Raw genomic sequence first — 21,536 nt, 5'->3', positions numbered from 1 at the left:
CCCGCTACCGCTCGCCGCCTTTGGCTTCCTGCCAGAGTGCCTCCATCCGCTCCAGCGTTGCCGCCTCCAGCGTTTCGCCTGCTTTATTAAGTTCTTTCTCTATATAGCTGAAACGACGCCGAAACTTCGTGTTCGTGCCTCGCAGTGCGTCCTCGGGGTCTGCATCAACGTGGCGGCCGATATTGACTAAGGCGAAGATCAGGTCTCCGAGTTCCTCCTTCACCTTCTCCTTCCGCCCACCGCGAAGGGCCTCCCGCAATTCGCCGATTTCTTCCTCGATCTTGTCGAGGATCGGTTCCGCTTGCGACCAGTCGAAGCCGACCTTGGCCGCCCTCTGCTGCAGCTTCAAGGCCTCCGTCAGCGCCGGCTGGCTGCGCTGGACGCTGCCGAGAAAGCCTCGGCTGAAATCCTCGGTGATGCCGCGGCGGGCGCGGCGCTCGGCGCGCTCACGCTTTTCCTCCGCCTTGATCTCGTCCCACTGGACCTTCACCGCATCCGGCGTTGAGGCATCCGAGACGGCAAAGACATGCGGGTGGCGGCGGATCATCTTTCGGGTGACGGCATGGATGACGTCGCCGAAGGAAAACTCACGGGCTTCTTCCGCCATCCGGGCATGGTAGACGACCTGCAGCAACAGGTCCCCGAGTTCCTCGCAGAGATCGTCGAGGTCTCGGCGCTCGATCGCATCGGCCACCTCATAGGCCTCCTCGATCGTGTAGGGTTTGATGCTCTCGAAGGTCTGAACGATGTCCCAGGGGCAGCCGGTGTGGGGGTCGCGGAGCGCCGCCATGATCTCGATCAGCCGGGAAATGTCACGTGAGGCTTCCATGGTCGTTTCCTGCGTCGGTTAGCGGAGCGGGATAGTATTGTCGTCCTTGCCGGCCTGGTAGGCAGCCGACAGGCGGTCATAGGCGTCGCGGAGCCGTAGCGCCTGTGCCCTCAACTGGCCCCTCTGCGGCTCTGCCTCCAACTCGATCATCTCGGTTAGTGCGTGTGAGTGCCAGAAGGCGTTCCGGCGGCGGTATCCGCCCGGTTCCAGCCCGAAAACCTCCTTGAGGATCTTCAGGTCGTGCGGGATGGCAAAGGCGTCGCGGGAATCCTCGTGGCTGAAGAAGAAGTAGAAATTGTCGAACCCCGCCCAGGTGATCGCGGACATGCACATGGTGCAGGGTTCATGCGTCGAAAGGAAGATGAGGTCCGTGGTGTCCGGCTTCTCGCCCATCTCGTAGAAGCGCTTCAAGGTATGCACCTCGCCGTGCCAGAGCGGGTTTTCCAACTCGTTGTTGGTCTCAGCGAGCACCAGGGAGAGGTCCGACTTCCTGAGGATTGCGGCGCCGAAGACCTTGTTGCCGGCGGCAACGCCGCGTTCGGTCAGCGGCAGGATGTCCTGCTCCATCACGTCGAGAAGGCGGCCGGCGAGCGACATGGGCTTTTCCTTACAAGCTTGGCGCTCCCTGCGATGGAATCACGCCGGGCGCCTGCGGGTGATCGGTGGCTTTTACTCAAGAACGGCAGAGAGCGAGAACAGAAATGTTTGCTGGCATGACAAGTGGCATAACGGTTTCTTCCGTCTGGGGCTGCGATAAACGATAGTGAGCGGCCAAGACTGGGAGTCCTGATGTCCACCGAACGATTGACGACATTTCCGGCGTTCTTCCGCGTCAGCGGCAGGAAGGTTGCGATCTTCGGCAATGGTGATGAAGCCTTTGCCAAGGTGCGGTTGCTGCGCAATACCGACGCGCGCATTGTCGCGTACGCCGCTGATCCTGCGGATGACTATCGGGCGTTCCTGCTGACCCATGCCATCGATATGGTCGAGGAGGCCTTTTCCGCCTCGCAACTGGAGGATGCCGTGCTGGCGTTCGCCGCAACCGGTGACGAGGAGCAGGACCGGGCCATCGTGGCGACGGCTCGGACGCGAGGTGTTCCCGCAAATGCGGTAGACCAGCCGGACGTCTGCGATTTCCTGACGCCGGCGCTCGTCAATCGTGCCCCCGTCGCAGTGGCGATCGGCACGGAAGGTGCAGGGCCGGTGCTCGCGCAGATGATCCGCGCCCGCATCGACCAGATGCTCTCGCCATCGCTCGGCCGCTTGGCTGCCCTCGCTGTCGATTATCGGGATGCGGTTGAGCGGCTGGTTCCGAAGGGGGTATCGCGCCGCGTCTTCTGGCGCCGCTTCTTTTCCGGTCCCGTCGCCGACGATGTCGGTGCCGGCGACCTGTCTGCGGCCCGCCGTTCCGCAAACGAACTCCTGTCGGCATCCGGACGCGTCCATGGCCATGTCTGGCTGGTCGGCGCAGGTCCCGGCGCGGAGGACCTCCTGACGCTGCGTGCGCAGCGGGTGCTGATGGAAGCTGACGTCATCGTCTACGACGCGCTGGTGCCGCAGGCGATCGTCGACATGGGGCGCCGTGATGCGGAGCGTCTGCCGGTCGGCAAACGCAAGAACTGCCATTCCAAGTCGCAGGACGAGATCAACCGTCTGCTGGTGAAGCTCGGCTCCGAAGGCAGGCGCGTCGTTCGGCTGAAGTCCGGCGATCCGCTCGTCTATGGCCGGGCCGGCGAGGAGATGGCTGCACTCCGCGAGGCCGGTATATCCTATGAGATCGTGCCGGGCATCACCTCGGCCTTCGCCGCGGCTGCCGATTTCGAGCTGCCGCTGACGCTGCGCGGAGTGGCCTCGTCGCTGGTGTTCACCACCGGGCACGACCTGACGGGCGACGTCCTGCCCGACTGGATGAGCCTTGCCGTCTCCGGTGCCACCATCGCCGTCTATATGGGACGCACCGTTGCCGCCTCCGTCGCCGGACGATTGATGACCGCGGGCCTTTCGCCGGACACCACGGTCGCCGTCGTGGAGAATGCGAGCCGCGCCTATCGCCGGCTCTTCCACGGTGTCCTGAAGGAACTGCCTGATCTGGAGGCGAGGGACGATCTCCCCGGCCCGGTGATGGTCATCATCGGCGAAGCTGTCGCCGGTGCGAATTTTGAACGATCCGAGCCTCTGTCCGCCTCGACCGCGACGGCTCGTGCCGAGATGGGAATGGAAGCATGACAGACAAGGTCTTGACCGCCAATCGCCTGGGCGACGGCATTGCCGTGTGGCTCGATGCCAACGGCCGGTGGACGGAGAACCTGCAGGAAGCCCTGGTTGCGCGCCACGCGGAGGCTGTGGCTTCGCTCGAGGCGATCGGCAAGCGTGACTTCGCAGCCAACCGGGTGGTTGACGTCAATGTCATCGACGTGCAGGAGGTAAAGGGGCAGCTCTGGCCGATCCGCCTGCGCGAGCGCATCCGCGCTGCCGGTCCCACCATGGAATACGCCCCCGGCTTCCGTCCGGCCGACGCCGCATTTATCGCAGTCTGAGGATATCATGTACCGTTACGACGAGTTCGACCACGCCTTCGTCAGGAGCCGCGTCGAGCAGTTCCGCGACCAGGTGAACCGGCGCCTTTCCGGAGAATTGGCGGAGGATGCGTTCAAGCCTCTGCGTCTGATGAACGGCGTCTATCTGCAACTGCACGCTTACATGCTGCGTATCGCGATCCCTTACGGCACTCTGAATTCCCGCCAGATGCGCATGCTGGCGCATGTCGCGCGCAAGTATGACCGAGGTTACGGCCACTTCACCACCCGCCAAAACATCCAGTTCAACTGGCCGAAGCTGTCGGACACGCCGGACATCCTGGACGAGCTGGCGACGGTGGAGATGCATGCGCTGCAGACCTCCGGAAACTGCATCCGCAATGTCACCGCGGACCACTTCGCGGGTGCCGCCGCTGACGAAGTGGCTGATCCACGGCCCTATGCGGAAATCCTACGCCAGTGGTCCTCCGTTCATCCGGAGTTTTCCTACCTGCCGCGCAAGTTCAAGATCGCCGTCACCGGCGCCCCGCGCGACCGCGCGGCGATCCAGGTTCACGACATCGGCCTGCACCTGAAGAAGAACGACGAGGGCCAGCTCGGTTTTGCGGTCTATGTCGGGGGCGGGCAGGGGCGCACGCCGCTCGTCGCCAAGAAGATCCGCGACTTCCTGCCGGAAGAGGACCTGCTCACCTACACCACCGCGATCGTGCGGGTATACAACCTCTTCGGCCGCCGCGACAACAAGTTCAAGGCCCGCATCAAGATCCTCGTGCATGAGATCGGTGTCGAGGAGATGACGCGCCGGGTGGAAGAGGAATTCTCGCACCTCCAGGGCAACGAACTGACGCTGCCCGAGACGGACATCGAGGCGATCGGCCGCTATTTCGCTCCGCCCGCTCTGCCGGAGCGGGCCGAGGGTTGGGCACAGCTCGCAGGCTGGAAGAAGCAGGATGCCGAGTTCGGCCGCTGGGTGGACCAGAACGTGCAGCCGCACAAGCATCCTGACTACGGCATGGTGACCATTTCGCTGAAGCCGATCGGCGGCATCCCCGGCGACGCCTCGCACGAGCAGATGGATGCGATTGCAGACATTGCCGAAGAATACGCCTTCGACGAGATCCGCATCAGCCACGAGCAGAACGTCATCCTGCCGCATGTGGCCCTGGCGGACCTCGAACCCGTCTACCGGGCGCTGGTGGCACAGGGGCTGGCAACGGCGAATTCCAACCTGATCACCGATATGATCGCCTGTCCGGGGCTCGACTACTGCGCGCTGGCCAATGCCCGCTCCATTCCCGTGGCGCAGGCGATTTCCACCCGTTTCGGCGATCCGGCGCGGCAGGCGGAGATCGGCGAACTGAAGATCAAGATCTCCGGCTGCATCAACGCTTGCGGCCATCACCATGTCGGCCATATCGGGCTGCTGGGCGTCGAGAAGAAGGGTGCGGAACTCTACCAGATCACCCTCGGCGGCTCCGGCGACGAACACACCTCTATCGGCGAGATCATCGGCCGCGGCTTCGAGCCGGAAAAGGTGACCGATGCGGTGGAGACGATCGTCGATACCTATCTCGGGCTGCGCCTGGGCAAGGAGGAGACGTTCCTGGAAGCCTATCGCCGCGTCGGGCCGCAGCCGTTCAAGGATGCGCTCTACGGCTCGGCGGCGGAAGCGGCGTGAGGGAGCGGGCGATGACAAGGATCTGGAGAGAAACCGGTTTCGTGGAGAACGACCCCTGGGTGATCGAGACGGAGGAGGTGAAGGCGGCCGGCGAGCAGAAGCCGCTGCTGACGCTGGATGCGTTGATCGAGAGGGCCGATGCCAGCAACGACGTCGGCTTGGGCGTATTGATCCGGCCGGCGGACGACGTGCGCCGGCTCGAACCGTACCTCTACCGCCTGGGGATTGTCGCGGTGGAGTTCCCGGCCTTCAACGACGGTCGGGCGTTCTCCCATGCGTCCCTGCTGCGCGAGCGGCTCGGCTACAAGAACGAACTGCGCGCTGTGGGAGACGTCCTGATCGACCAGGTCCCGCTGATGCTGCGGGTCGGCATCGACAGCTTCGCGGTAACGAACGAGACGGCACTGAGGCGACTCGAGGAAGGGCGACTGCCTGCCATTCCCGTTCATTATCAACCTGCAGCCCGTCCCGCGGCGGACGGTCCATCCTACAGCTGGCGCCGACGTTCCGTCGCATCCTGAAGGAGACGGGTTCTTCCGGGCATATTTTCTCGGGCATCCGCGGCTTATGGACGCGGATACCTTCAAATACCGGGGCGGATGGTATATTTCGCTCGGGCAGACAACAGGATCAAGCGAGACGCGAACCGCATGAACGCTCCAGCCAAGACGGAAGACTTCGTTGCCACCAAGCCGGCCGCCATCCCGGACAATGTCTATGCCGAGACGGTGCTGGCGGTCGAGCATTACACCGAGTTCCTGTTCCGCTTCCGCATGACGCGCCCGGCGGGCTTCCGCTTCCGCTCCGGTGAGTTCGCCATGATCGGCCTGATGGTCGGCGACAAGCCGATCTACCGCGCCTATTCGATCGCCAGCCCGTCCTGGGACGAGGAGCTGGAATTCTTCTCGATCAAGGTGCCGGACGGCCCGCTTACGTCCCATCTGCAGAAGATCCAGCCGGGCGATACGGTGCTGATGCGCAAGAAGCCGACCGGCACGCTGGTGCTCGATGCGCTGACCCCCGGCAAGCGCCTCTACATGTTCTCTACCGGCACCGGCATCGCGCCCTTCGCCAGCCTGATCCGCGACCCGGAGACCTACGAGAAGTTCGACGAGGTGATCCTCACCCATACCTGCCGTGAGGTGGCGGAGCTGAAATACGGCTTCGACCTGATGGAGGAGATCAGGAACCACGAATTCCTCTCGGAGATCGTCGGAGACAAGCTGAAGCACTACCCGACCGCTACTCGCGACCCCTCCTACCCGAACCAGGGCCGCATCACTGACCTGATCGAGAGCGGAAAGCTGTTCACCGATCTCGGCGTGCCGCCGCTCGATCCGGCGACCGACCGCGGCATGATCTGCGGCTCCACCGAGATGCTGAAGGACACCAAGGCCTTGCTGGAAGCCGCCGGGCTGACCGAAGGCGCCAACAGCCAGCCCGCCGAATTCGTCATCGAAAGGGCGTTTGTGGGATAAGGCCATAGCGCCGGCCACACCGGGATGCGGTAGATAAGCTCCGGCAAAAAATACGTCGAGCTAGCTGTTGTCCAACTGCCGTACCAATTGCTGAAGCCGGTCCGTGACAGGCTCAACCTCTTCCGGTTCGAGCTTCAGGATGCTTCGATCGTGGACCTTGAACTGGTACCAGTCGATGAGGGCAGACGCGACATCCGCGGCCGACTCGGCGGTCGCATCCACCCCGTTTTCTTCGCACCAGGCTTGCAGAAACTTCTGCAACAGCTTCAGATCGTCTGGTGCAAGCGGCACCGTAGAGGGGAAAGGGTTCTGCTGCAGCATCTCGCTATCCATGGGCACGCCGGGTCACAATCGCTTTCAACTGCGGTGACCAGGAAGGCATGCACATCTAGCGAGTGTGGCTTGTGCAGGACTTGCTAAGATAACGCCCTGAGCGCATGGGCAGGAATTTCAACGCCGCAACGCCGGATACAGGCGTTTCAGCCGGCCAGCCAGGACAGGCCGCCGCCGATGATGACGAAGACCGCCACCAGCGCGACGAAGCGTCCGGTTCCCGCCTGGGAATCGACGTTGAACACCTTGTTCCAGAGTCCGTCGTGGTTGTTGGTTTCCATCATGCCTCTCCTGTTGAGTTCCAGCATCGGATTAATGCTTCACCCGGCGCTGTCAGCGGAACACGAAGATCCTGCACCAGAGATCTTTCGCTGTGCCGGACATCTCCTGAACTAGGTATTCGATGTTTTTCGACCACGCTTCTTCGGCGCTTCATCGGGTGCCGGTTGAGCGAGGCGCAACGCCTTCAACTTCTCGGTCTTCTTCTCACGAGCCGTGGCCTCCGCGGCGAGAATGTCGCGGACGACGGCGTTGGTCTGTTCTGCCTTCGCCTGAGCCGATAGCTTTCCGGGCTTGAAGAATTCTTCCTTGGTGGCGGTCATAGGATGCTCCTCCTGTCTTTTCCGAAGGTATGGACGCGGCCGCGAAGGACCGCGTCATGTCATGCCTCAGCGGCTACGGGCGACGACCTTTTTCTTCGGTGCCGGAAGCAGGCCCTCGCGTTGTGCCTTTTTGCGGGCCAGCTTGCGTGCCCGTCGAACACCCTCAGCCTTCTCACGTGCCCGCTTCTCCGAAGGCTTCTCATAGGCGCTGCGCGCCCGCATTTCACGGAAGAGGCCCTCGCGCTGCATCTTCTTTTTCAGAACACGAAGGGCTTGATCGACATTGTTGTCTCTAACGAGTACCTGCAAAAATATCTCCTTTCCGGCCTAGGGCCGCTACTTCTTGATCCTGATGGAGTTCGGATTGACCCAGGATGACGTGGCCGAAGGGGAGGTGGGTCGACCTGGTCCCTTGGACATAGGAGAAGCCGCACGGCCGATGTCGGCTTCGGTCACGCGGCGCTCGAACGTCTCACTTCCGAAGCGGACGCGATACTGAACCACGCCCTGTGCCTCTGGAAGGACCGAGATGATGCGGCATGCCAATTCCGGTGACATCGTGCGAAGGATCCCGCTTTTCAGGAAAACGGTGTCACCGACAGCATAGATTGGGTCAGACATGATAGTCTCCCATGTGTGAAAAACAAAAGGCCGGGACTGCTCCCGACCTTCCAAATCATCGCCTCATGCGTGCCAGTACATCCGTGGTCACGCGGGCAATGAAATTCCTTAGACGGCCTGCAGGTTGTCTGCAGAGCTCTTGCCCGAACGCTTGTCCTGGACGATGTCGTAGCTGATCTTCTGACCTTCGGTCAGGCCACGCATGCCGGCGCGCTCAACGGCAGACACGTGGACGAAAACGTCCTGGCTGCCATTATCGGGCTGGATGAAGCCGAAGCCCTTGGTGCTGTTGAACCACTTGACGGTACCTGTATTCATGACGATTTCCTTCAATCGTTGGTGGGCCCGGTCGTATTCGACCGATCTAAAAATCGACGTTGAGAGGAAATCTGAAACAGCCGTGGCTGAGGACAAAAGTCGCTAGCAAAGTTCGATGATGTAAACATAGCGCCTAAATGAGCCCAGACAAGGGCTGGCGCGAAATAAATACAGAGGCTGTTTATCAAAAGGGCGCCGGCCCCGTTCAGGGCCGGCGATTTTACATGGGGATGTCTTACTCAGCCGCTTCAGCGTATTCGCTCATCGGCGGGCAGGTGCAGACGAGGTTGCGGTCGCCATAGACATTGTCGATGCGGTTGACCGGCGACCAGTACTTGTCGACCCTGAAGGAGCCCGGCGGAAAGCAGGCCTGCTCGCGCGAATAGGGGCGGTTCCAGTCGCCGACCAGGTCCTCCACCGTGTGAGGAGCGTTCTTCAGCGGGTTGTTCGCCTTATCCATGCGACCGTCTTCGATGGCACGGGCTTCCTCGCGGATAGCCAGCATCGCATCGCAGAAGCGGTCGATCTCTGCCTTGGTCTCCGACTCGGTCGGCTCGATCATCAGCGTGCCGGCGACCGGCCAACTCATGGTCGGCGCGTGGAAGCCGCAGTCGATGAGGCGCTTGGCGACATCGTCCACCGTGACGCCGGCAGAGGTATTGAGCGGGCGGGTGTCGATGATGCACTCGTGCGCAACCCGGCCGTTTGCCGACTTGTAGAGCACGTCATAGGCGCCCTTCAGGCGGGCGGCGATGTAGTTGGCGTTGAGGATCGCCACCTTGGTCGCCTGCGTCAGGCCTTCCCCTCCCATCATCAGGCAGTAGGACCAGGAGATCGGCAGGATCGACGGCGATCCGAACGGCGCCGCCGAGACGGCCCCTTCACGGCCATCCGAGGCGAGATGCCCGGGCAGGTAAGCAGCGAGATGCGCCTTGACGCCGATCGGGCCCATGCCCGGGCCACCGCCACCATGCGGGATGCAGAAGGTCTTGTGCAGGTTGAGGTGCGAGACGTCCGAGCCGATGTCGCCGGGGCGGGCGAGGCCGACCATGGCGTTCATGTTCGCGCCGTCGAGATAGACCTGGCCGCCGTGGCGATGGGTGATCTCGCAGATCTCCTTCACCGTCTCCTCGAAAACCCCGTGGGTGGACGGATAGGTGATCATGCAGCAGGAAAGGTTTTCCGCATGCTGCTCCGCCTTGGCGCGGAAGTCTTCAAGGTCGACGTCGCCGTTCTCTTTGGCCTTCACCGGCACCACCTTCATGCCTGCCATCTGTGCCGAAGCAGGATTGGTGCCGTGCGCGGAGGTCGGGATGAGGCAGACGTCACGATGCGTGTCGCCATTGGCGATGTGGTAGTTGCGGATGGTGAGAAGGCCCGCATATTCTCCCTGAGCACCGGAATTCGGCTGCATGGAGAAGGCGTCATAACCGGTGATCTGGCAGAGCTTCGCCGACAGGTCATCGATCATTTCCCTGTAGCCAAGTGCCTGGTCGGCGGGGACGAAGGGGTGGATGTCGGAGAATTCCGGCCAGGTGATCGGCAGCATTTCCGCCGTCGCATTGAGCTTCATCGTGCAGGAGCCGAGCGGAATCATCGCCCGGTCGAGCGCCAGATCCCGATCCGAGAGGCGGCGGATATAGCGGGTCATCTCGCTTTCCGCGCGGTTCATGTGGAAGATCGGATGCGTCATGTAGGCCGACTTGCGCAAAAGGTCTTGCGGCAGCCGGTAGGACGGATCGAAGTCCGAAACCTTGAAATTGCCGCCGAAGGCACGCCAGACGGCCTCCAGCGTGGCAGGGCGGGTCCGCTCGTCGAGAGACATGCCGATCTTCGTCGTGCCGACCCTGCGCAAGTTGACACCTTCCGCGACGGCCGCGCGCAGGATTAGCGCCTGCATGTGGCCCACCTCGACGGTGATCGTGTCGAAGAAGGTATCGGGTTCGATGGTATAGCCCAGCTTCTCCAGCCCCTTCGCCATCAGGACGGCCTTCTTGTGGACCTGCTGGGCAATGGCCTTCAGTCCGTCCGGGCCGTGGAAGACGCCGTACATGGAGGCCATCACGGCGAGCAGGACCTGCGCGGTGCAGATGTTCGACGTCGCCTTCTCGCGGCGGATGTGCTGTTCGCGGGTCTGCAGCGAAAGGCGGTAGGCCCGGTTGCCGCGTGCGTCGACAGAAACGCCGACGAGGCGGCCCGGCATCGCCCGCTTGTGGGCATCCTTCACGGCCATATAGGCCGCATGCGGACCGCCGTAGCCGACCGGCACGCCGAAGCGCTGCGAGGAGCCGATGGCGATATCGGCGCCCATCTCGCCGGGCGACTTCAGGAGCGTCAGCGCCAGCAGGTCCGCAGCCACGGCGGCGACCGCACCGGTCTGGTGCAGGCGGGCGATCAGGCCGGAAAAGTCACGGATATGGCCGTGGGTGCCGGGATATTGGAAGATCGCGCCGAAGACGTCGACCGGGTCGAGATCGGTCACCGGGTCGCCGACGATCACCCTCCAGCCGAGCGGTGCCGCCCGCGTCTCGATCAGTGCGATCGTCTGCGGATGGCATTCCCTGTCGACAAAGAAGGCGGTGGCCTTCGTCTTCGCCTGGCGCTGGCAGAGCGCCATGGCTTCGGCGGCGGCGGTGGCCTCGTCGAGCAGCGAAGCGTTGGCGACGTCGAGGCCGGTCAAATCACAGATCATCGTCTGGAAGTTCAGGAGCGCCTCCAGGCGTCCCTGCGAGATCTCCGGCTGGTAGGGCGTGTAGGCCGTGTACCATGCCGGGTTCTCGAGGATGTTGCGCTGGATGACCGGTGGTGTGATCGTGCCGTAGTACCCCTGGCCGATCAGAGAGACCAGAACCTGGTTCTTGTTTGCCGTCTCGCGCAGCTTGTCGAGCGCCTCGCGCTCCGTCAGCGCCGCTCCCCAGGTCAGCGGCTCCGTCTGACGGATGGAGGCGGGCACAGTGGCCTCGATCAATCTATCCAGCGTGGGATAGCCGATCACCTTCAGCATCTCCGCCATTTCGGACGGCGAGGGGCCGATATGCCGGCGATTTGCGAAATCGTAGGGCTGGTAATCGGTGAAGTGGAAGTCGGTGGAGTCGCTCATCCGATCAGGTCCTTGTAGGCTGCTTCGTCAAGCAACTCATCGGCATCGGAAGGATTCTTCAGCTTCAGCTTGAAGAACCAGCCGGCACCCTGCGGGTCCGAGTTGACGATCGAGGGGTCGTCGACGATTGCCTGATTTACTTCCGTCACTTCCCCGTCCAGCGGACAATAGACGTCGGATGCTGCCTTGACGGACTCGACGGTGGCAGCATTGCCGTCCTTCGTCAGCTCGGCGCCGACCTCGGGCAGTTCAACGAAAACGAGATCGCCCAGCTGCTCGGCGGCATGGGCAGTGATCCCAACAGTGGCAACGTCGCCTTCGAGCTTCAGCCATTCGTGTTCAGGGGTGAATTTCAGCATTGTTCTCTCCGGAGGTCTTTTAGCGTTTGTAGGTGGTGGTGATGAAGGGAAGGGTAGTGACGGTGAGCGGCAGGTACTTGCCACGCACCTCGGCAAAGACGCGGGTGCCGGGCTCGGCGAAAGGTGCAGGCACGTACCCCATGGCAACCGGGCCTTCGACAGTGGGCCCGAACGTACCGGAGGTGACTTCACCGATCGGTGACTCCGGAGAGCCCTCGGCGTAGAGGACTGCATGAGCCCGCACGGGCGCCTTGCCTTCAGGCTTCAAGCCGACGCGGCGGCGGATGGGACCCTGCGCCAGGTCATCCTCGATTCTCGTGGCGCCGGGATAGCCGCCGGCCCGCTCGCCGCCGGGGCGCCGTACCTTCTGGATCGCCCAATCGAGCGCCGCTTCGATCGGCGACGTGGTCGTGTCGATGTCGTTGCCATACAGGCAGAGGCCAGCCTCGAGGCGTAGAGAGTCGCGGGCGCCCAATCCGATAGCCTCGCAATCCGGATGGGCGAGCAATGCCTTCGCCAACTCCTCCGCCTTGACCGCAGGGACGGAAATCTCGAAGCCGTCCTCGCCGGAATAACCCGAGCGCGAGACGATGCAGTCCACACCCAGGATGGCCGCGTCGTGGACGTCCATGAACTTCATCCCGCTCGCGCCGGCCCAAAGGGAGGCAAGTACCGTTTCCGCCTGTGGCCCCTGCAGGGCAAGCAGCGCGCGGTCATCGAGAAGCGTCACCCCGCAGCCGGCAAGGTTCGTCCTCATATGCGCGACGTCCTGATCTTTGCAGGCGGCGTTGACCACGACGAGAAGATGATCGCCGCGGTTGGTGATCATCAGGTCGTCCAGGATGCCGCCGTTCTCGGCGGTGAAGAAACCGTAGCGCTGGCGTCCCGTCTTCAGGCCGAGAATATCGACCGGCACCAGCTTTTCCAGCGCAAGCGCGGCATCAGCATAGCTTCCGCTCTCCGCCCTGACGACGACCTGTCCCATGTGGGACACGTCGAAAAGGCCTGCGGCGGCGCGGGTATGGAGATGTTCCTTCATCACTCCGAGCGGAAATTGCACCGGCATGTCATAGCCGGCGAAGGGCACCATCCTAGCACCGAGCGAAAGATGCAGGGCGTGCAGCGGCGTTTGCTTGAGGGCAGGGGCTTGATCCAAAAGTGCCTCCAGGGCGCGTGGTCGCGCGTAAGCTCATCTGACGGCGCGATTGCGCCCGGTTCATGAGCCCCCTCTGTCCTTGTCGCCTGAGATTGTTATCCCTTCGGCGTGCCACGTCTATCGACGGGCCTCTCTCCAGAGTCCTGTTAGGCCGTTCGCTGGTCCTTTTGCCTGAGAGTTTCCGGGGCGGTTGCTCCTTCGGCACCGCAATGAAGCGGCTTCTCCCAATGAACGTGCCGCCCATTATCCGGGAGGTCGGGTCCTTGGCAAGGGTCTAGTGGTGCACCTGCAAAGTTTTTCGTTCCATACCTGCGAGATTGATGCGGCGCAAAGAAACGGGCGGAACGATTTGCTCTTTGTCTAGCTGTGAGTTAAGTGGCACCGAGCCTCGACGAGCGGGACAATGGTCTTTCCGAACCGGACAATGACGAACGCGCTGCGCATCTTCTGCGCGATGCTGTTCCTGTCTCTGGGGTTCGCCCACCGGCCGGTTCAGGCAATGCTGCCCGGCGAGGCCTTCAGCGAGGCCTACAGGCTTCCCGATGGAAGCTTCGCGGATATCTGCGCCGATCACGGTGAGCGGGGGGCGCACGATCCCCATCGGGACGAGGGTCTCCGCCTGACCTGCGAAGCCTGCCTTCTGGCGGCCTCGATCATCCTCCCGCCGCCGGCGGAAGGCCTGGGCGTACCGCTGCAACAGGCCTTCCTCCTCAATCCTTTGCGTGTCGAGTCGCTGCGCGTCGGCTTCACGGCCCTCGCGCGACCGAGTTCACGGGCACCACCCCTGCCGATCTGATTGCGTCCACCTCTCATCAGATCAACACGTCCGGAATCCGCGGCCAGGAGCGCCGCAGCCGGCAGGGGATACAAGACCATGACCAATCTCAAGACCATCAAGCTGTCGGCCCTCGCTGTTCTCGCCGCCGCAGGAACCGCCAATGCCCATGCCACCTTCACCAATGCCAGCGTCACCGCAGAAGGTTATGCCGTGATGCAGTTGCAGGTACCCCACGGCTGCGACGGGAAGGCGACGAACGAAGTCCGCATGGAGCTGCCGGAAGGGTTTGTCTTCGCCAAGCCGCAGCCAAAGCCCGGCTGGGAACTGGAGGTCATCCAGGGCGAATACCAGAAGACCTACGACAATCACGGCACCAAGGTAAGCGCCGGGCCTGCCGAAATTCGCTGGAAGGGCGGCGAATTGCCTGACGAATACTATGATGTCTTTGTCGTCCGCGGGAAAATCTCCGGCGTTGCTCCCGGCACCGAACTGGCTTTCCCAACCACGCAGCTTTGCGGCGGTGATGCCAGCGTGACATGGACCGAGATTGCGGCTCCCGGTGAGGATGCGCATGACCTGAAGAGCCCGGCGCCGGTGGTCAAGGTCGTTGAAAAACAGGGGCATGCCCACATGGCGGCGCCGGCCTCCGTCAAGGTCGGAGACATCGAGCTGCAGGATGCCTATACCCGCGCAATGCTGCCGGGACAGCCCGTCGGCGGCGGCTTCGTGACCATCCGCAATACCGGTGGCGCCGACCGCCTCGTTTCCGCGACCTCCGCAGCCGCCGAGACCGTCGAATTGCACGAGATGGCGATGGAGGGCGAGGTCATGAAGATGCGCAAGCTCAACAACGGCATCGACGTGCCTGCCGGTGAAACGGTCGAGCTGAAGCCGGGCGGACTCCACATGATGTTCATGCAGGTGAAGACGCCGTTCAAGGAGGGCGACACCGTTGCGGTCACATTGACCTTCGAGAAGGCGGGCAGCGTCGACATCAAGCTTCCGGTGAGGGGGGCAGCCCCCAAGGCGCATCAGCACAACTGATTCGCCGCCGCTCCTCCCGGCTTGCCGGGCCCCACAATACCGCCGTCTCCACGAGACGGCGGTATTGCCTTTTCCGGCCGACGGCCATGCGAAGTATGCGGTGATGTCTTGGGATGCCTCAATCTTCGAGGCTACGATAGGCCGCCTGAACCTGAGCAAGCGTGGCCTGCTGGTGCAGCCGGTATTCGGGCGCAAGCAGATCGAAATCGACGGCCGAGGCGGGTATCAGCTGCTCCACGGTAGGATGACCGGTCCGATCGCGCTGCATGTTCCGGTCGGCGGTGATGCGCATATCCTGGGCCTCGTCCTTGGCCGACAGCCGGCGCGCCGGCTTCAACGCATCCGCTGCGTAAGCCGCCGTGTTGGCCGAAACTGAAACAACCAGGGTCATGCGAGTTTATCCACTGCTCCAGCATAAACCCTAGTTCGGTCCCGCTTGGTTCCCTGTTAAGAAATCACTCGGCATTTTACCCATTGTTCATTTTCGTGCGCCGGGATCGGACTGTTGAACATGCTTCATGTGCTCCTCGTTGCCCTCGGCGGCGCCATAGGCTCGGTCTGCCGCCATGTTGTCGGGCACTGGAGCCTGCGCATCCTCGGGCCGGCCTTCCCTTGGGGCACGTTGGTCGTCAACGTGGCGGGGTCGTTCGTCATCGGCCTGCTTGCGGAACTGATCGCGCGGCGGCTCGACGCATCCGTGGAGATGCGGCTTTTCCTGATGACCGGCTTCCTCGGTGGCTTCACCACTTTTTCGGCATTCTCGCTGGACGCGCTCGCGCTTTTCGAGCGGGGCGCGCTCGCCGCTGCCGGGACTTACGTGCTGGCCAGCGTCTGCCTCTCCCTTGCTGCCGTCCTCGGCGGACTGGCGCTCGGCCGGTCGATGTTCTAAAGACGCCCGAACGGCACCAAACGGCATCAGAAGAAAGATCCCCATGGCAGGCATCGAGCACATCCGCGTTGAGGCGGACGAAGCGGGCATGCGCCTCGACCGCTGGTTCAAGGTTCATTATCCCGGGCTCGGCTTCGGTGCGTTGCAGAAGCTCCTGCGATCCGGACAGGTGCGGGTCGACGGCGGCCGGGTGAAGTCGGATACGCGGATCCAGCCGGGCCAGACGGTCAGGGTGCCGCCGCTGGATGTGGATGCCAGGAAGAGCGGTCCGATCGCCTCCAAGGACCTCAAGCATTCGGGCGACGCCGAACTCCTCTCACGCATGCTGCTGCACGAGGACGACAAGGTCTTCGTGTTGAACAAGCCGGCCGGACTGGCCGTGCAGGGCGGTTCGGGCGTTACCCGTCACATCGACCAGATGCTCGACGCCTGGACGAACCAGAAGGGCGAGAAGCCACGGCTCGTGCATCGGCTCGACCGGGACACCTCCGGCGTTCTCGTCATCGCAAGGACGCGCGGCGCCGCTCAGAAACTCACGGCCGCTTTCCGCGAACGCGATACCAAGAAGACTTACTGGGCCCTGGTAAAGGGAGTGCCGCGCAAACGCGAGGACAAGATTTCGACCTGGCTGGTAAAGGAGCAAACACCCGATGGCGACCGCATGCGCGTCGCCAGGCATGGCGAGGAGGGCGCGGACCACGCCGTCTCCTATTACCGTGTGGTCGAAGCCGCCGCGCAGCGACTGGCCTGGCTGGAGATGGAGCCCTATACGGGCCGCACCCATCAGTTGCGCGTTCACGCGCTTCATATCGGTCATCCGATCATCGGCGATCCGAAATATTTTATCGATGATCCGAACTGGGATTTTCCGGGAGGCGTCCAGAAGCGGTTGCACCTTCACGCCCGCCACATCGACATCCCACATCCGTCCGGCGGCCGCCTCAAGGTAACGGCGCCTCTGCCGCCGCATATGATGCAAAGCTGGAACCTGCTGGGCTTTGACCAGGCTGCAGCCGATCAGAACGGTGAACAATGAAACTCGTGCTCTTCGATTGCGACGGCACGCTCGTCGACAGCGCCTCTCTGATCCACGAAACGATGCGCCGTACCTTCCTTCACTTCCGGAAGCCGGAGCCGCGGCCTGAGCAGACCAGGGCGATCATCGGCCTGACCCTCGACATCGCCATTGCCCGCATGCAGGGCAAGCCCCATGCCGACGAGGAAGATGTCGCGATGATGGCCTACTACAAGTCCCTGTTCACGACTGTCCGCCGCGACCTCGACTTCCGCGAGCTCCTTTTTCCCGGCATCGGTGACTTGATCGGCGAGATCGGCCCTCGCAAGGATCTGCTGATCGGCGCCGTCACGGGGAAATCTCGGCGGGGGCTCGACCTGATCCTCGACACGCACGGCTACCGTCGGTTTTTCGTCGTGTCGCGGACGGCCGACGATTGCCCCTCGAAGCCGCATCCCGCCATGGTGACGGAGTGTTGCGACGAGACCGGCATGGTACCTGCGGACACGGTTGTCATCGGGGATGCGATCTACGATATGCAGATGGCCAAGGCGGCAGGCGCGAAGGCGGTCGGCGTGTCCTGGGGCTATGCGTCGGTGGACCAGTTGTGGAACGCCGGAGCGGATGCGGTCGTTGACCATCCGGGCGAGTTGCTTGCCCATATCGGCTGAGGTTGTCCATGCGTGAGATCTTCGACATTCCGGACGTAAGTCATCCGGACCCGACACGACGAGCACAGATCCAGATGAAGCGCCCGCTGCCGAAGCGCTTCTATTCCGACGTCTCCGTTTCCCAGGAAGAGGGTGGGTTTGCGATTCTTCTGGACGGGCGCCCGGTCAGAACTCCTGCGAAGAACCCGCTCGTCGCGCCGACGGCGGCTCTGGCGGAGTTGATACGCGTCGAATGGGCGGCGCAGGGTGAGGAGGTGGATCCGGCCACCATGCCCGTCACCAAGCTCGTCAACACCGCCATCGACGGCGTGGCGGCCGATCCGCAGGCAGTCTTTGAGGATATTCTGAGGTTCTCGGCCAGCGACCTCCTTTGCTATAGGGCGGAAAGCCCGGAAGAACTGGTGGCCCGGCAGGCTGACAAGTGGGATCCGATCATCGACTGGGCGGCGAGCGATCTCGGCGCACGCTTCATTCTGGTCGAAGGAATTATGCCGCAGGAGCAGCCGCGGGAAGCCACCGCCGCCTTTGCCGTGACGTTGAAGAAATACGATACGCCGATCGAATTGGCCTGTCTCCACACGGTGACGACGCTAACGGGGTCGGCCATCCTGGCCCTCGCCGTCGCGGAGGCGCGGCTCGCGCCGGACGATGCCTGGGCGCTCGCCCATCTGGACGAGGACTGGACCAATGAACATTGGGGTACGGACGCCGAGGCGCAGGCGCGCCGCAGCCAGAGACAAGGGGAATTCAGGGCGGCGACGTCCGCCTTCCTGAGCCTGCGGGCGCCCTCTTAATCCTCCGCTAACGCAGTCAGGGCAGGATCCGGGATACCCAAACCGGATCTCCCATGCGCCGTTCCGCTCCCTATTGCCTCCTGATCGTAGCCGCAGCCTTGGCGCTGATGTCCTTTCGCCTCGACAGGAACGGGAAGGAGCGGGAGAGCCTGCTCTACGACGTACGTGCGGCCTTTGTTGCCGCCTGGGGTGACGTCCCGCATCCTTTGGTGGCGAAAACGGACAGGCTGGTCAACGAAGCGATTCTTTCGACGGTCCGGACGACCCCTCTGCCGCGGGCCGTTCTGGCCGTGCGTATAGAAGCAGTTGATTTCATCCCCACCATCGTCGGGGTCCGACGCTCGGCAACCGTGACCGTTGAGGCAATCGCGGTCGCAAACGGAGATGTGATTGCGCAAGGAACCTTCGATGTTTCGGCTCACGCCATACGCAAGGAGGCGGTCGACGGCCTGCTCGCTGAGCGGATCGCGGCCCGGATCGGCCGCGAGTTCAAGCTCGAGCTCGAGCCTTCGACCGCCTTCGCGACAGCCCTTATTGCCGTTCGCTGACGATGTGAATCAGGCTGCGAACTTCAGTCCTGCTATCCCGGCAATGATCATTGCGATGCAGCCGAGGCGAAGTGCGGTCGCGGGTTCGGAGAACAGGAATATGCTGAGAATGACGGTACCGACCGTACCGATTCCCGTCCAGACGGCATAGGCCGTGCCCACGGGCAGGGAGCGAACCGCGAGTCCCAGGAGGACCATGGAAATCACCATCGCGGATACTGTCAGGACGGTGGCGAGAGGGCGGCTGAAACCGCCGGTGTATTTCAGGCCGATCGCCCAGCCGATTTCAAAGAGTCCCGCGAGTGTAAGAAGAAGCCAGGCCATTGCCTACTCCGTTTCAAGGAGCGAGGCCGTCCCCGCGATCGTTGCCGGCCGAGCCGGCGGCAGCCGTCTGCCGAGGTTGCATATGGCAATGATTGTCCTCCGGGGCAAGTCCCGCGAAGACATGGGAGCCCTGCCCGAAAGGCTAGCGAAGCCGCTCCGCATGCCACTTCAAGTGATCGTCCATGAAGGTCGAGATGAAGTAGTAGGAATGATCGTAGCGCTCGTGCATCCGAAGCGTCAGCCCGATCCCGGTTCCGTTGATGGCCTCCTCGAAGAGCCAGGGGCGCAACCCGTTGTCGAGGAAGCTGTCCGCCTTCCCCTGGTCGATCAGGAACTCGGGAAAGCGTGCGCCGTCCTCGACAAGCGCGCAGGCGTCGTAGCGTCGCCAGGTGGAACGATCCGGCCCAAGATACTTCTCGAAGGCAGGCACAGACCAGTCGGCGGTCGAAGGCTGAACGATAGGAGCGAAGGCTGAACAGCTCTTGAAGCGGTCTGGGTGCTTCAGTGCTATGGTCATGGCGCCATGGCCGCCCATCGAATGGCCGAATATGCCTTGGCGGCTCATGTCCATGCGGAAGTGCTGGCTGACCAGGGCAGGCAGTTCTTCCGTGATGTAGGTGTACATCCGGTAATGCTCGGACCACGGCATCTCCGTGGCGTCGAGGTAGAAGCCGGCGCCCTTGCCCATCTGCCAGTTGGTAAGCTCATCGGCTACGTCGTTGCCACGCGGACTGGTGTCCGGGCAGACGATGATGAGGCCGAGTTCCGCCGCCATGCGGCGATATTCGCCCTTCTCCATCACGTTCGCATGGGTGCAGGTGAGGCCGGAAAGGTACCACAGAACGGGGCGGGGCTCGCTGATCGCCTGCGGCGGAACGAAGACGGCAAACGTCATTTCGCAGTTGCAGGCGCTCGACTCGTGCGCGAAGACGCCTTGCATGCCGCCGAAGGCGGTGTTCTGTGAGATGACTTTCATGATTTGTCTCCTGGAATCATTGCGTTCTTGGCGCGGCGGCAGAGGCGGTCCAGCGTCTCGAGAAACTGCGATCGGTCGCGGGGGCTGAAGGCTGCGTTGTAGCCCTTGCTCTCGCCGGTCTCACGCAGGTGCTGACCGAGGTTGCGCATGGCAGTCGCGACGCCGATGTTCGTCTCGTCGAAGACGCGGCCGGTCGGTCCGGTCACCAGGGCGCTGTTGGCGACACAGCGGCCGGCGAGCGGCACGTCCGCCGTGACAACCACGTCACCCGGCCCGGCGTGCTCGGCGATCCAGTCGTCGGCCGCGTCGAAGGCGCCGGAAACGATGACGTTCTTCACCATCGGATCCCGCGAAGGACGCAGACCCGAATTAGCGACGAATGTCACCTCCAGGCCATGCCGCTCGGCAACCCTGAGGATTTCCGGCTTGACCGGACAGGCATCGGCATCGACGTAGATCACATTGCAGCCCTCAGCATATCTACGTGAGAGATCCCGTCCTCGACGTATTCCTCCGAAACCTTCTCAAATCCCAGCGAACCATAAAAGCCTTGGAGATGACTTTGCGCAGAAATGGCGATGGGCTGACGCGGGAACCGATCCTGGCAGGCCGAGATGGCCTCCCGCATGAGGGCCTCTCCCAGCCGCTGTCCGCGATGGGCCTGCGAAACGGCCACGCGCCCGATCCTCGGAGGTGCATCCGGCGGCTGCCAGAAGCGGGCACAAGCGATGACCTGGTCCTCGTCGAGAAGCCGCAGATGCAGTGCCTCAAGGTCGTGATCGTCCAGTTCCGGGTAGGCGCAGTTCTGTTCGACCACAAAGACGTCGACCCGCAGCTTCAGCATCGCGTGCAGATCGAGCGCGGAAAATGCGTCAAGTCTCCGCACGTCGACATGATAGGCCTGCGGGCTCATCAATAGATCACGACGCTCCTGATGCTCTCGCCGCCATGCATCAGGTCAAAGCCCTTGTTGATGTCTTCGAGAGGCATGGTGTGGGTGATCATCGGGTCGATCTCGATCTTACCCTCCATGTACCAGTCAACGATCTTCGGCACGTCGGTTCGCCCACGCGCGCCGCCGAAGGCCGTGCCCATCCAGGTGCGGCCGGTGACGAGCTGGAAGGGGCGGGTGGAAATCTCCTGGCCGGCGCCCGCAACGCCGATGATGACCGACTTGCCCCAGCCGCGGTGCGAACTCTCCAGTGCCTGGCGCATGACCTTGGTGTTGCCGGTGCAGTCGAAGGTGTAGTCGGCCCCGCCGATCTGGTCGGCGCCGCGCTTGGTCATGTTGACGAGATAGGGGACGATCTCTTCGCCGACCTCCTTCGGGTTGACGAAGTGCGTCATGCCGAAGCGCTCGCCCCAGGCCTTCTTGTCGTTGTTGAGGTCCACGCCGATGATCATGTCGGCGCCGGCAAGGCGCAGGCCCTGGATGACGTTGAGCCCGATTCCGCCGAGGCCGAAGACGATCGCCGTGGAGCCTATC

General features: G+C 62.9%; 29 protein-coding genes and 2 riboswitches. Of the genes, 12 read left to right on the top strand and 17 right to left on the bottom strand.

Translation table 11 applies throughout. The annotated features are described in order from the left end of the window. Positions 1–4: 4 nt before the first annotated feature. Positions 5–829: a nucleoside triphosphate pyrophosphohydrolase gene (mazG, locus tag RTCK_RS14760; RefSeq protein ID WP_142593350.1), complete on the bottom strand. Its 825-nt coding sequence runs from the start codon at positions 827–829 to the stop codon at positions 5–7. An 18-nt stretch (positions 830–847) separates the two neighbouring features. Next, on the bottom strand, positions 848–1,426 hold the full coding sequence (locus RTCK_RS14755) for a deaminase (protein WP_142593349.1): 579 nt from the start codon (positions 1,424–1,426) through the stop codon (positions 848–850). 192 nt (positions 1,427–1,618) lie between these two features. Between RTCK_RS14755 and cysG the strand changes: the two genes are divergently transcribed. From cysG to RTCK_RS14730, 5 genes are all read left to right on the top strand, one after another. After that, positions 1,619–3,055 (top strand): siroheme synthase CysG, encoded by a 1,437-nt coding sequence (cysG, locus tag RTCK_RS14750; RefSeq protein ID WP_142593348.1) that lies wholly within the window; start codon positions 1,619–1,621, stop codon positions 3,053–3,055. After that, positions 3,052–3,366, top strand: coding sequence for a DUF2849 domain-containing protein (locus tag RTCK_RS14745; protein ID WP_142520763.1), 315 nt, complete (start codon positions 3,052–3,054; stop codon positions 3,364–3,366). The genes cysG and RTCK_RS14745 overlap by 4 nt, the downstream gene beginning before the upstream one ends. Before the next feature lie 7 nt (positions 3,367–3,373). Next, a complete protein-coding gene (locus tag RTCK_RS14740) occupies positions 3,374–5,044 on the top strand; it encodes a nitrite/sulfite reductase (protein ID WP_142593347.1) in 1,671 nt (556 codons plus the stop codon). A gap of 11 nt (positions 5,045–5,055) precedes the next feature. Beyond that, positions 5,056–5,565, top strand: coding sequence for a DUF934 domain-containing protein (locus RTCK_RS14735; RefSeq protein WP_142593346.1), 510 nt, complete (start codon positions 5,056–5,058; stop codon positions 5,563–5,565). 129 nt (positions 5,566–5,694) lie between these two features. Further along, the gene (locus RTCK_RS14730; protein WP_142593345.1) at positions 5,695–6,522 is read left to right on the top strand and encodes a ferredoxin--NADP reductase; all 828 of its coding nucleotides are present in this window, start codon (positions 5,695–5,697) and stop codon (positions 6,520–6,522) included. Positions 6,523–6,582: 60 nt separating this feature from the next. Here RTCK_RS14730 and RTCK_RS14725 read toward each other — a convergent pair whose 3' ends face one another. The 9 genes from RTCK_RS14725 to gcvT form a co-directional block, all read right to left on the bottom strand. Beyond that, positions 6,583–6,843 (bottom strand): hypothetical protein, encoded by a 261-nt coding sequence (locus RTCK_RS14725; RefSeq protein ID WP_142520759.1) that lies wholly within the window; start codon positions 6,841–6,843, stop codon positions 6,583–6,585. Positions 6,844–7,001: 158 nt separating this feature from the next. After that, a complete protein-coding gene (locus RTCK_RS21055; RefSeq protein WP_268963135.1) occupies positions 7,002–7,136 on the bottom strand; it encodes a hypothetical protein in 135 nt (44 codons plus the stop codon). A 111-nt stretch (positions 7,137–7,247) separates the two neighbouring features. Further along, positions 7,248–7,457, bottom strand: a complete 210-nt coding sequence (locus RTCK_RS14720) for a hypothetical protein (protein ID WP_142520758.1) — start codon at positions 7,455–7,457, stop codon at positions 7,248–7,250. Between the two features lie 66 nt (positions 7,458–7,523). Continuing rightward, on the bottom strand, positions 7,524–7,766 hold the full coding sequence (rpsU, locus tag RTCK_RS14715; protein ID WP_142520757.1) for a 30S ribosomal protein S21: 243 nt from the start codon (positions 7,764–7,766) through the stop codon (positions 7,524–7,526). Between the two features lie 27 nt (positions 7,767–7,793). After that, entirely contained in the window at positions 7,794–8,078 is a 285-nt protein-coding gene (locus RTCK_RS14710; protein WP_142593344.1) for a cold-shock protein, read from the bottom strand. Positions 8,079–8,186: 108 nt separating this feature from the next. Then, positions 8,187–8,396 carry a cold-shock protein gene (locus tag RTCK_RS14705; protein ID WP_142520755.1) on the bottom strand — a complete coding sequence of 70 codons (210 nt, stop codon included), beginning with the start codon at positions 8,394–8,396 and terminating at the stop codon, positions 8,187–8,189. A gap of 235 nt (positions 8,397–8,631) precedes the next feature. Continuing rightward, positions 8,632–11,496, bottom strand: coding sequence for an aminomethyl-transferring glycine dehydrogenase (gcvP, locus tag RTCK_RS14700; RefSeq protein ID WP_142593343.1), 2,865 nt, complete (start codon positions 11,494–11,496; stop codon positions 8,632–8,634). Then, positions 11,493–11,855, bottom strand: coding sequence for a glycine cleavage system protein GcvH (gene gcvH / locus RTCK_RS14695; RefSeq protein ID WP_142593342.1), 363 nt, complete (start codon positions 11,853–11,855; stop codon positions 11,493–11,495). Before gcvH ends, gcvP begins: the two co-directional genes overlap by 4 nt. Positions 11,856–11,874: 19 nt before the next feature. Continuing rightward, a complete protein-coding gene (gene gcvT / locus RTCK_RS14690; RefSeq protein ID WP_142593341.1) occupies positions 11,875–13,011 on the bottom strand; it encodes a glycine cleavage system aminomethyltransferase GcvT in 1,137 nt (378 codons plus the stop codon). 63 nt (positions 13,012–13,074) lie between these two features. Further along, positions 13,075–13,160, bottom strand: a riboswitch (glycine riboswitch). Next, positions 13,161–13,248, bottom strand: a riboswitch (glycine riboswitch). It lies immediately after the preceding riboswitch. A 187-nt stretch (positions 13,249–13,435) separates the two neighbouring features. Between gcvT and RTCK_RS14685 the strand changes: the two genes are divergently transcribed. Both RTCK_RS14685 and RTCK_RS14680 read left to right on the top strand, forming a co-directional pair. Next, a complete protein-coding gene (locus RTCK_RS14685; RefSeq protein ID WP_142593340.1) occupies positions 13,436–13,807 on the top strand; it encodes a hypothetical protein in 372 nt (123 codons plus the stop codon). 78 nt (positions 13,808–13,885) lie between these two features. Beyond that, the gene (locus RTCK_RS14680; protein ID WP_142520750.1) at positions 13,886–14,833 is read left to right on the top strand and encodes a copper chaperone PCu(A)C; all 948 of its coding nucleotides are present in this window, start codon (positions 13,886–13,888) and stop codon (positions 14,831–14,833) included. A gap of 118 nt (positions 14,834–14,951) precedes the next feature. Here the strand turns inward: RTCK_RS14680 and RTCK_RS14675 are convergent, their stop codons facing one another. Further along, the gene (locus RTCK_RS14675) at positions 14,952–15,224 is read right to left on the bottom strand and encodes a hypothetical protein (RefSeq protein ID WP_142520749.1); all 273 of its coding nucleotides are present in this window, start codon (positions 15,222–15,224) and stop codon (positions 14,952–14,954) included. 120 nt (positions 15,225–15,344) lie between these two features. Here RTCK_RS14675 and crcB point away from each other — a divergent pair, with 120 nt between their 5' ends. Genes crcB through RTCK_RS14650 form a run of 5 tightly spaced genes read left to right on the top strand, consistent with a single transcriptional unit; the run spans position 15,345 to position 18,750 of the window. Further along, positions 15,345–15,722: a fluoride efflux transporter CrcB gene (crcB, locus tag RTCK_RS14670; RefSeq protein WP_142522874.1), complete on the top strand. Its 378-nt coding sequence runs from the start codon at positions 15,345–15,347 to the stop codon at positions 15,720–15,722. A 43-nt stretch (positions 15,723–15,765) separates the two neighbouring features. Then, positions 15,766–16,758: an RluA family pseudouridine synthase gene (locus RTCK_RS14665; protein WP_142593339.1), complete on the top strand. Its 993-nt coding sequence runs from the start codon at positions 15,766–15,768 to the stop codon at positions 16,756–16,758. After that, entirely contained in the window at positions 16,755–17,408 is a 654-nt protein-coding gene (locus tag RTCK_RS14660; RefSeq protein WP_142520747.1) for an HAD-IA family hydrolase, read from the top strand. The genes RTCK_RS14665 and RTCK_RS14660 overlap by 4 nt, the downstream gene beginning before the upstream one ends. A gap of 8 nt (positions 17,409–17,416) precedes the next feature. Further along, a complete protein-coding gene (locus tag RTCK_RS14655; protein WP_142593338.1) occupies positions 17,417–18,202 on the top strand; it encodes an ATP12 family chaperone protein in 786 nt (261 codons plus the stop codon). Positions 18,203–18,255: 53 nt separating this feature from the next. Then, positions 18,256–18,750 (top strand): hypothetical protein, encoded by a 495-nt coding sequence (locus tag RTCK_RS14650; protein ID WP_142520745.1) that lies wholly within the window; start codon positions 18,256–18,258, stop codon positions 18,748–18,750. 9 nt (positions 18,751–18,759) lie between these two features. On the opposite strand, the gene RTCK_RS14645 is transcribed toward RTCK_RS14650, so the two are convergent. The 5 genes from RTCK_RS14645 to RTCK_RS14625 form a co-directional block, all read right to left on the bottom strand. Further along, positions 18,760–19,074, bottom strand: a complete 315-nt coding sequence (locus RTCK_RS14645; RefSeq protein ID WP_142593337.1) for a DMT family transporter — start codon at positions 19,072–19,074, stop codon at positions 18,760–18,762. A gap of 142 nt (positions 19,075–19,216) precedes the next feature. Continuing rightward, entirely contained in the window at positions 19,217–20,050 is an 834-nt protein-coding gene (gene fghA / locus RTCK_RS14640) for an S-formylglutathione hydrolase (protein WP_142520743.1), read from the bottom strand. Continuing rightward, complete coding sequence (locus RTCK_RS14635; protein WP_142520742.1) at positions 20,047–20,511, bottom strand: YaiI/YqxD family protein; 465 nt, start codon at positions 20,509–20,511, stop codon at positions 20,047–20,049. The genes fghA and RTCK_RS14635 overlap by 4 nt, the downstream gene beginning before the upstream one ends. After that, a complete protein-coding gene (locus RTCK_RS14630) occupies positions 20,508–20,963 on the bottom strand; it encodes a GNAT family N-acetyltransferase (RefSeq protein ID WP_142593336.1) in 456 nt (151 codons plus the stop codon). The genes RTCK_RS14635 and RTCK_RS14630 overlap by 4 nt, the downstream gene beginning before the upstream one ends. After that, on the bottom strand, positions 20,963–21,536 hold a 574-nt coding region (locus RTCK_RS14625; protein WP_235988703.1), incomplete at its 5' end, for a zinc-binding dehydrogenase. The genes RTCK_RS14630 and RTCK_RS14625, both read right to left, overlap by 1 nt.

This window comes from Pseudorhizobium endolithicum, assembly GCF_902153245.2.
GTDB lineage: Bacteria > Pseudomonadota > Alphaproteobacteria > Rhizobiales > Rhizobiaceae > Neorhizobium > Neorhizobium endolithicum.
Note: the sequence above shows the minus strand (reverse complement) of the source record. Positions and strands in the feature narration are given on the sequence as shown.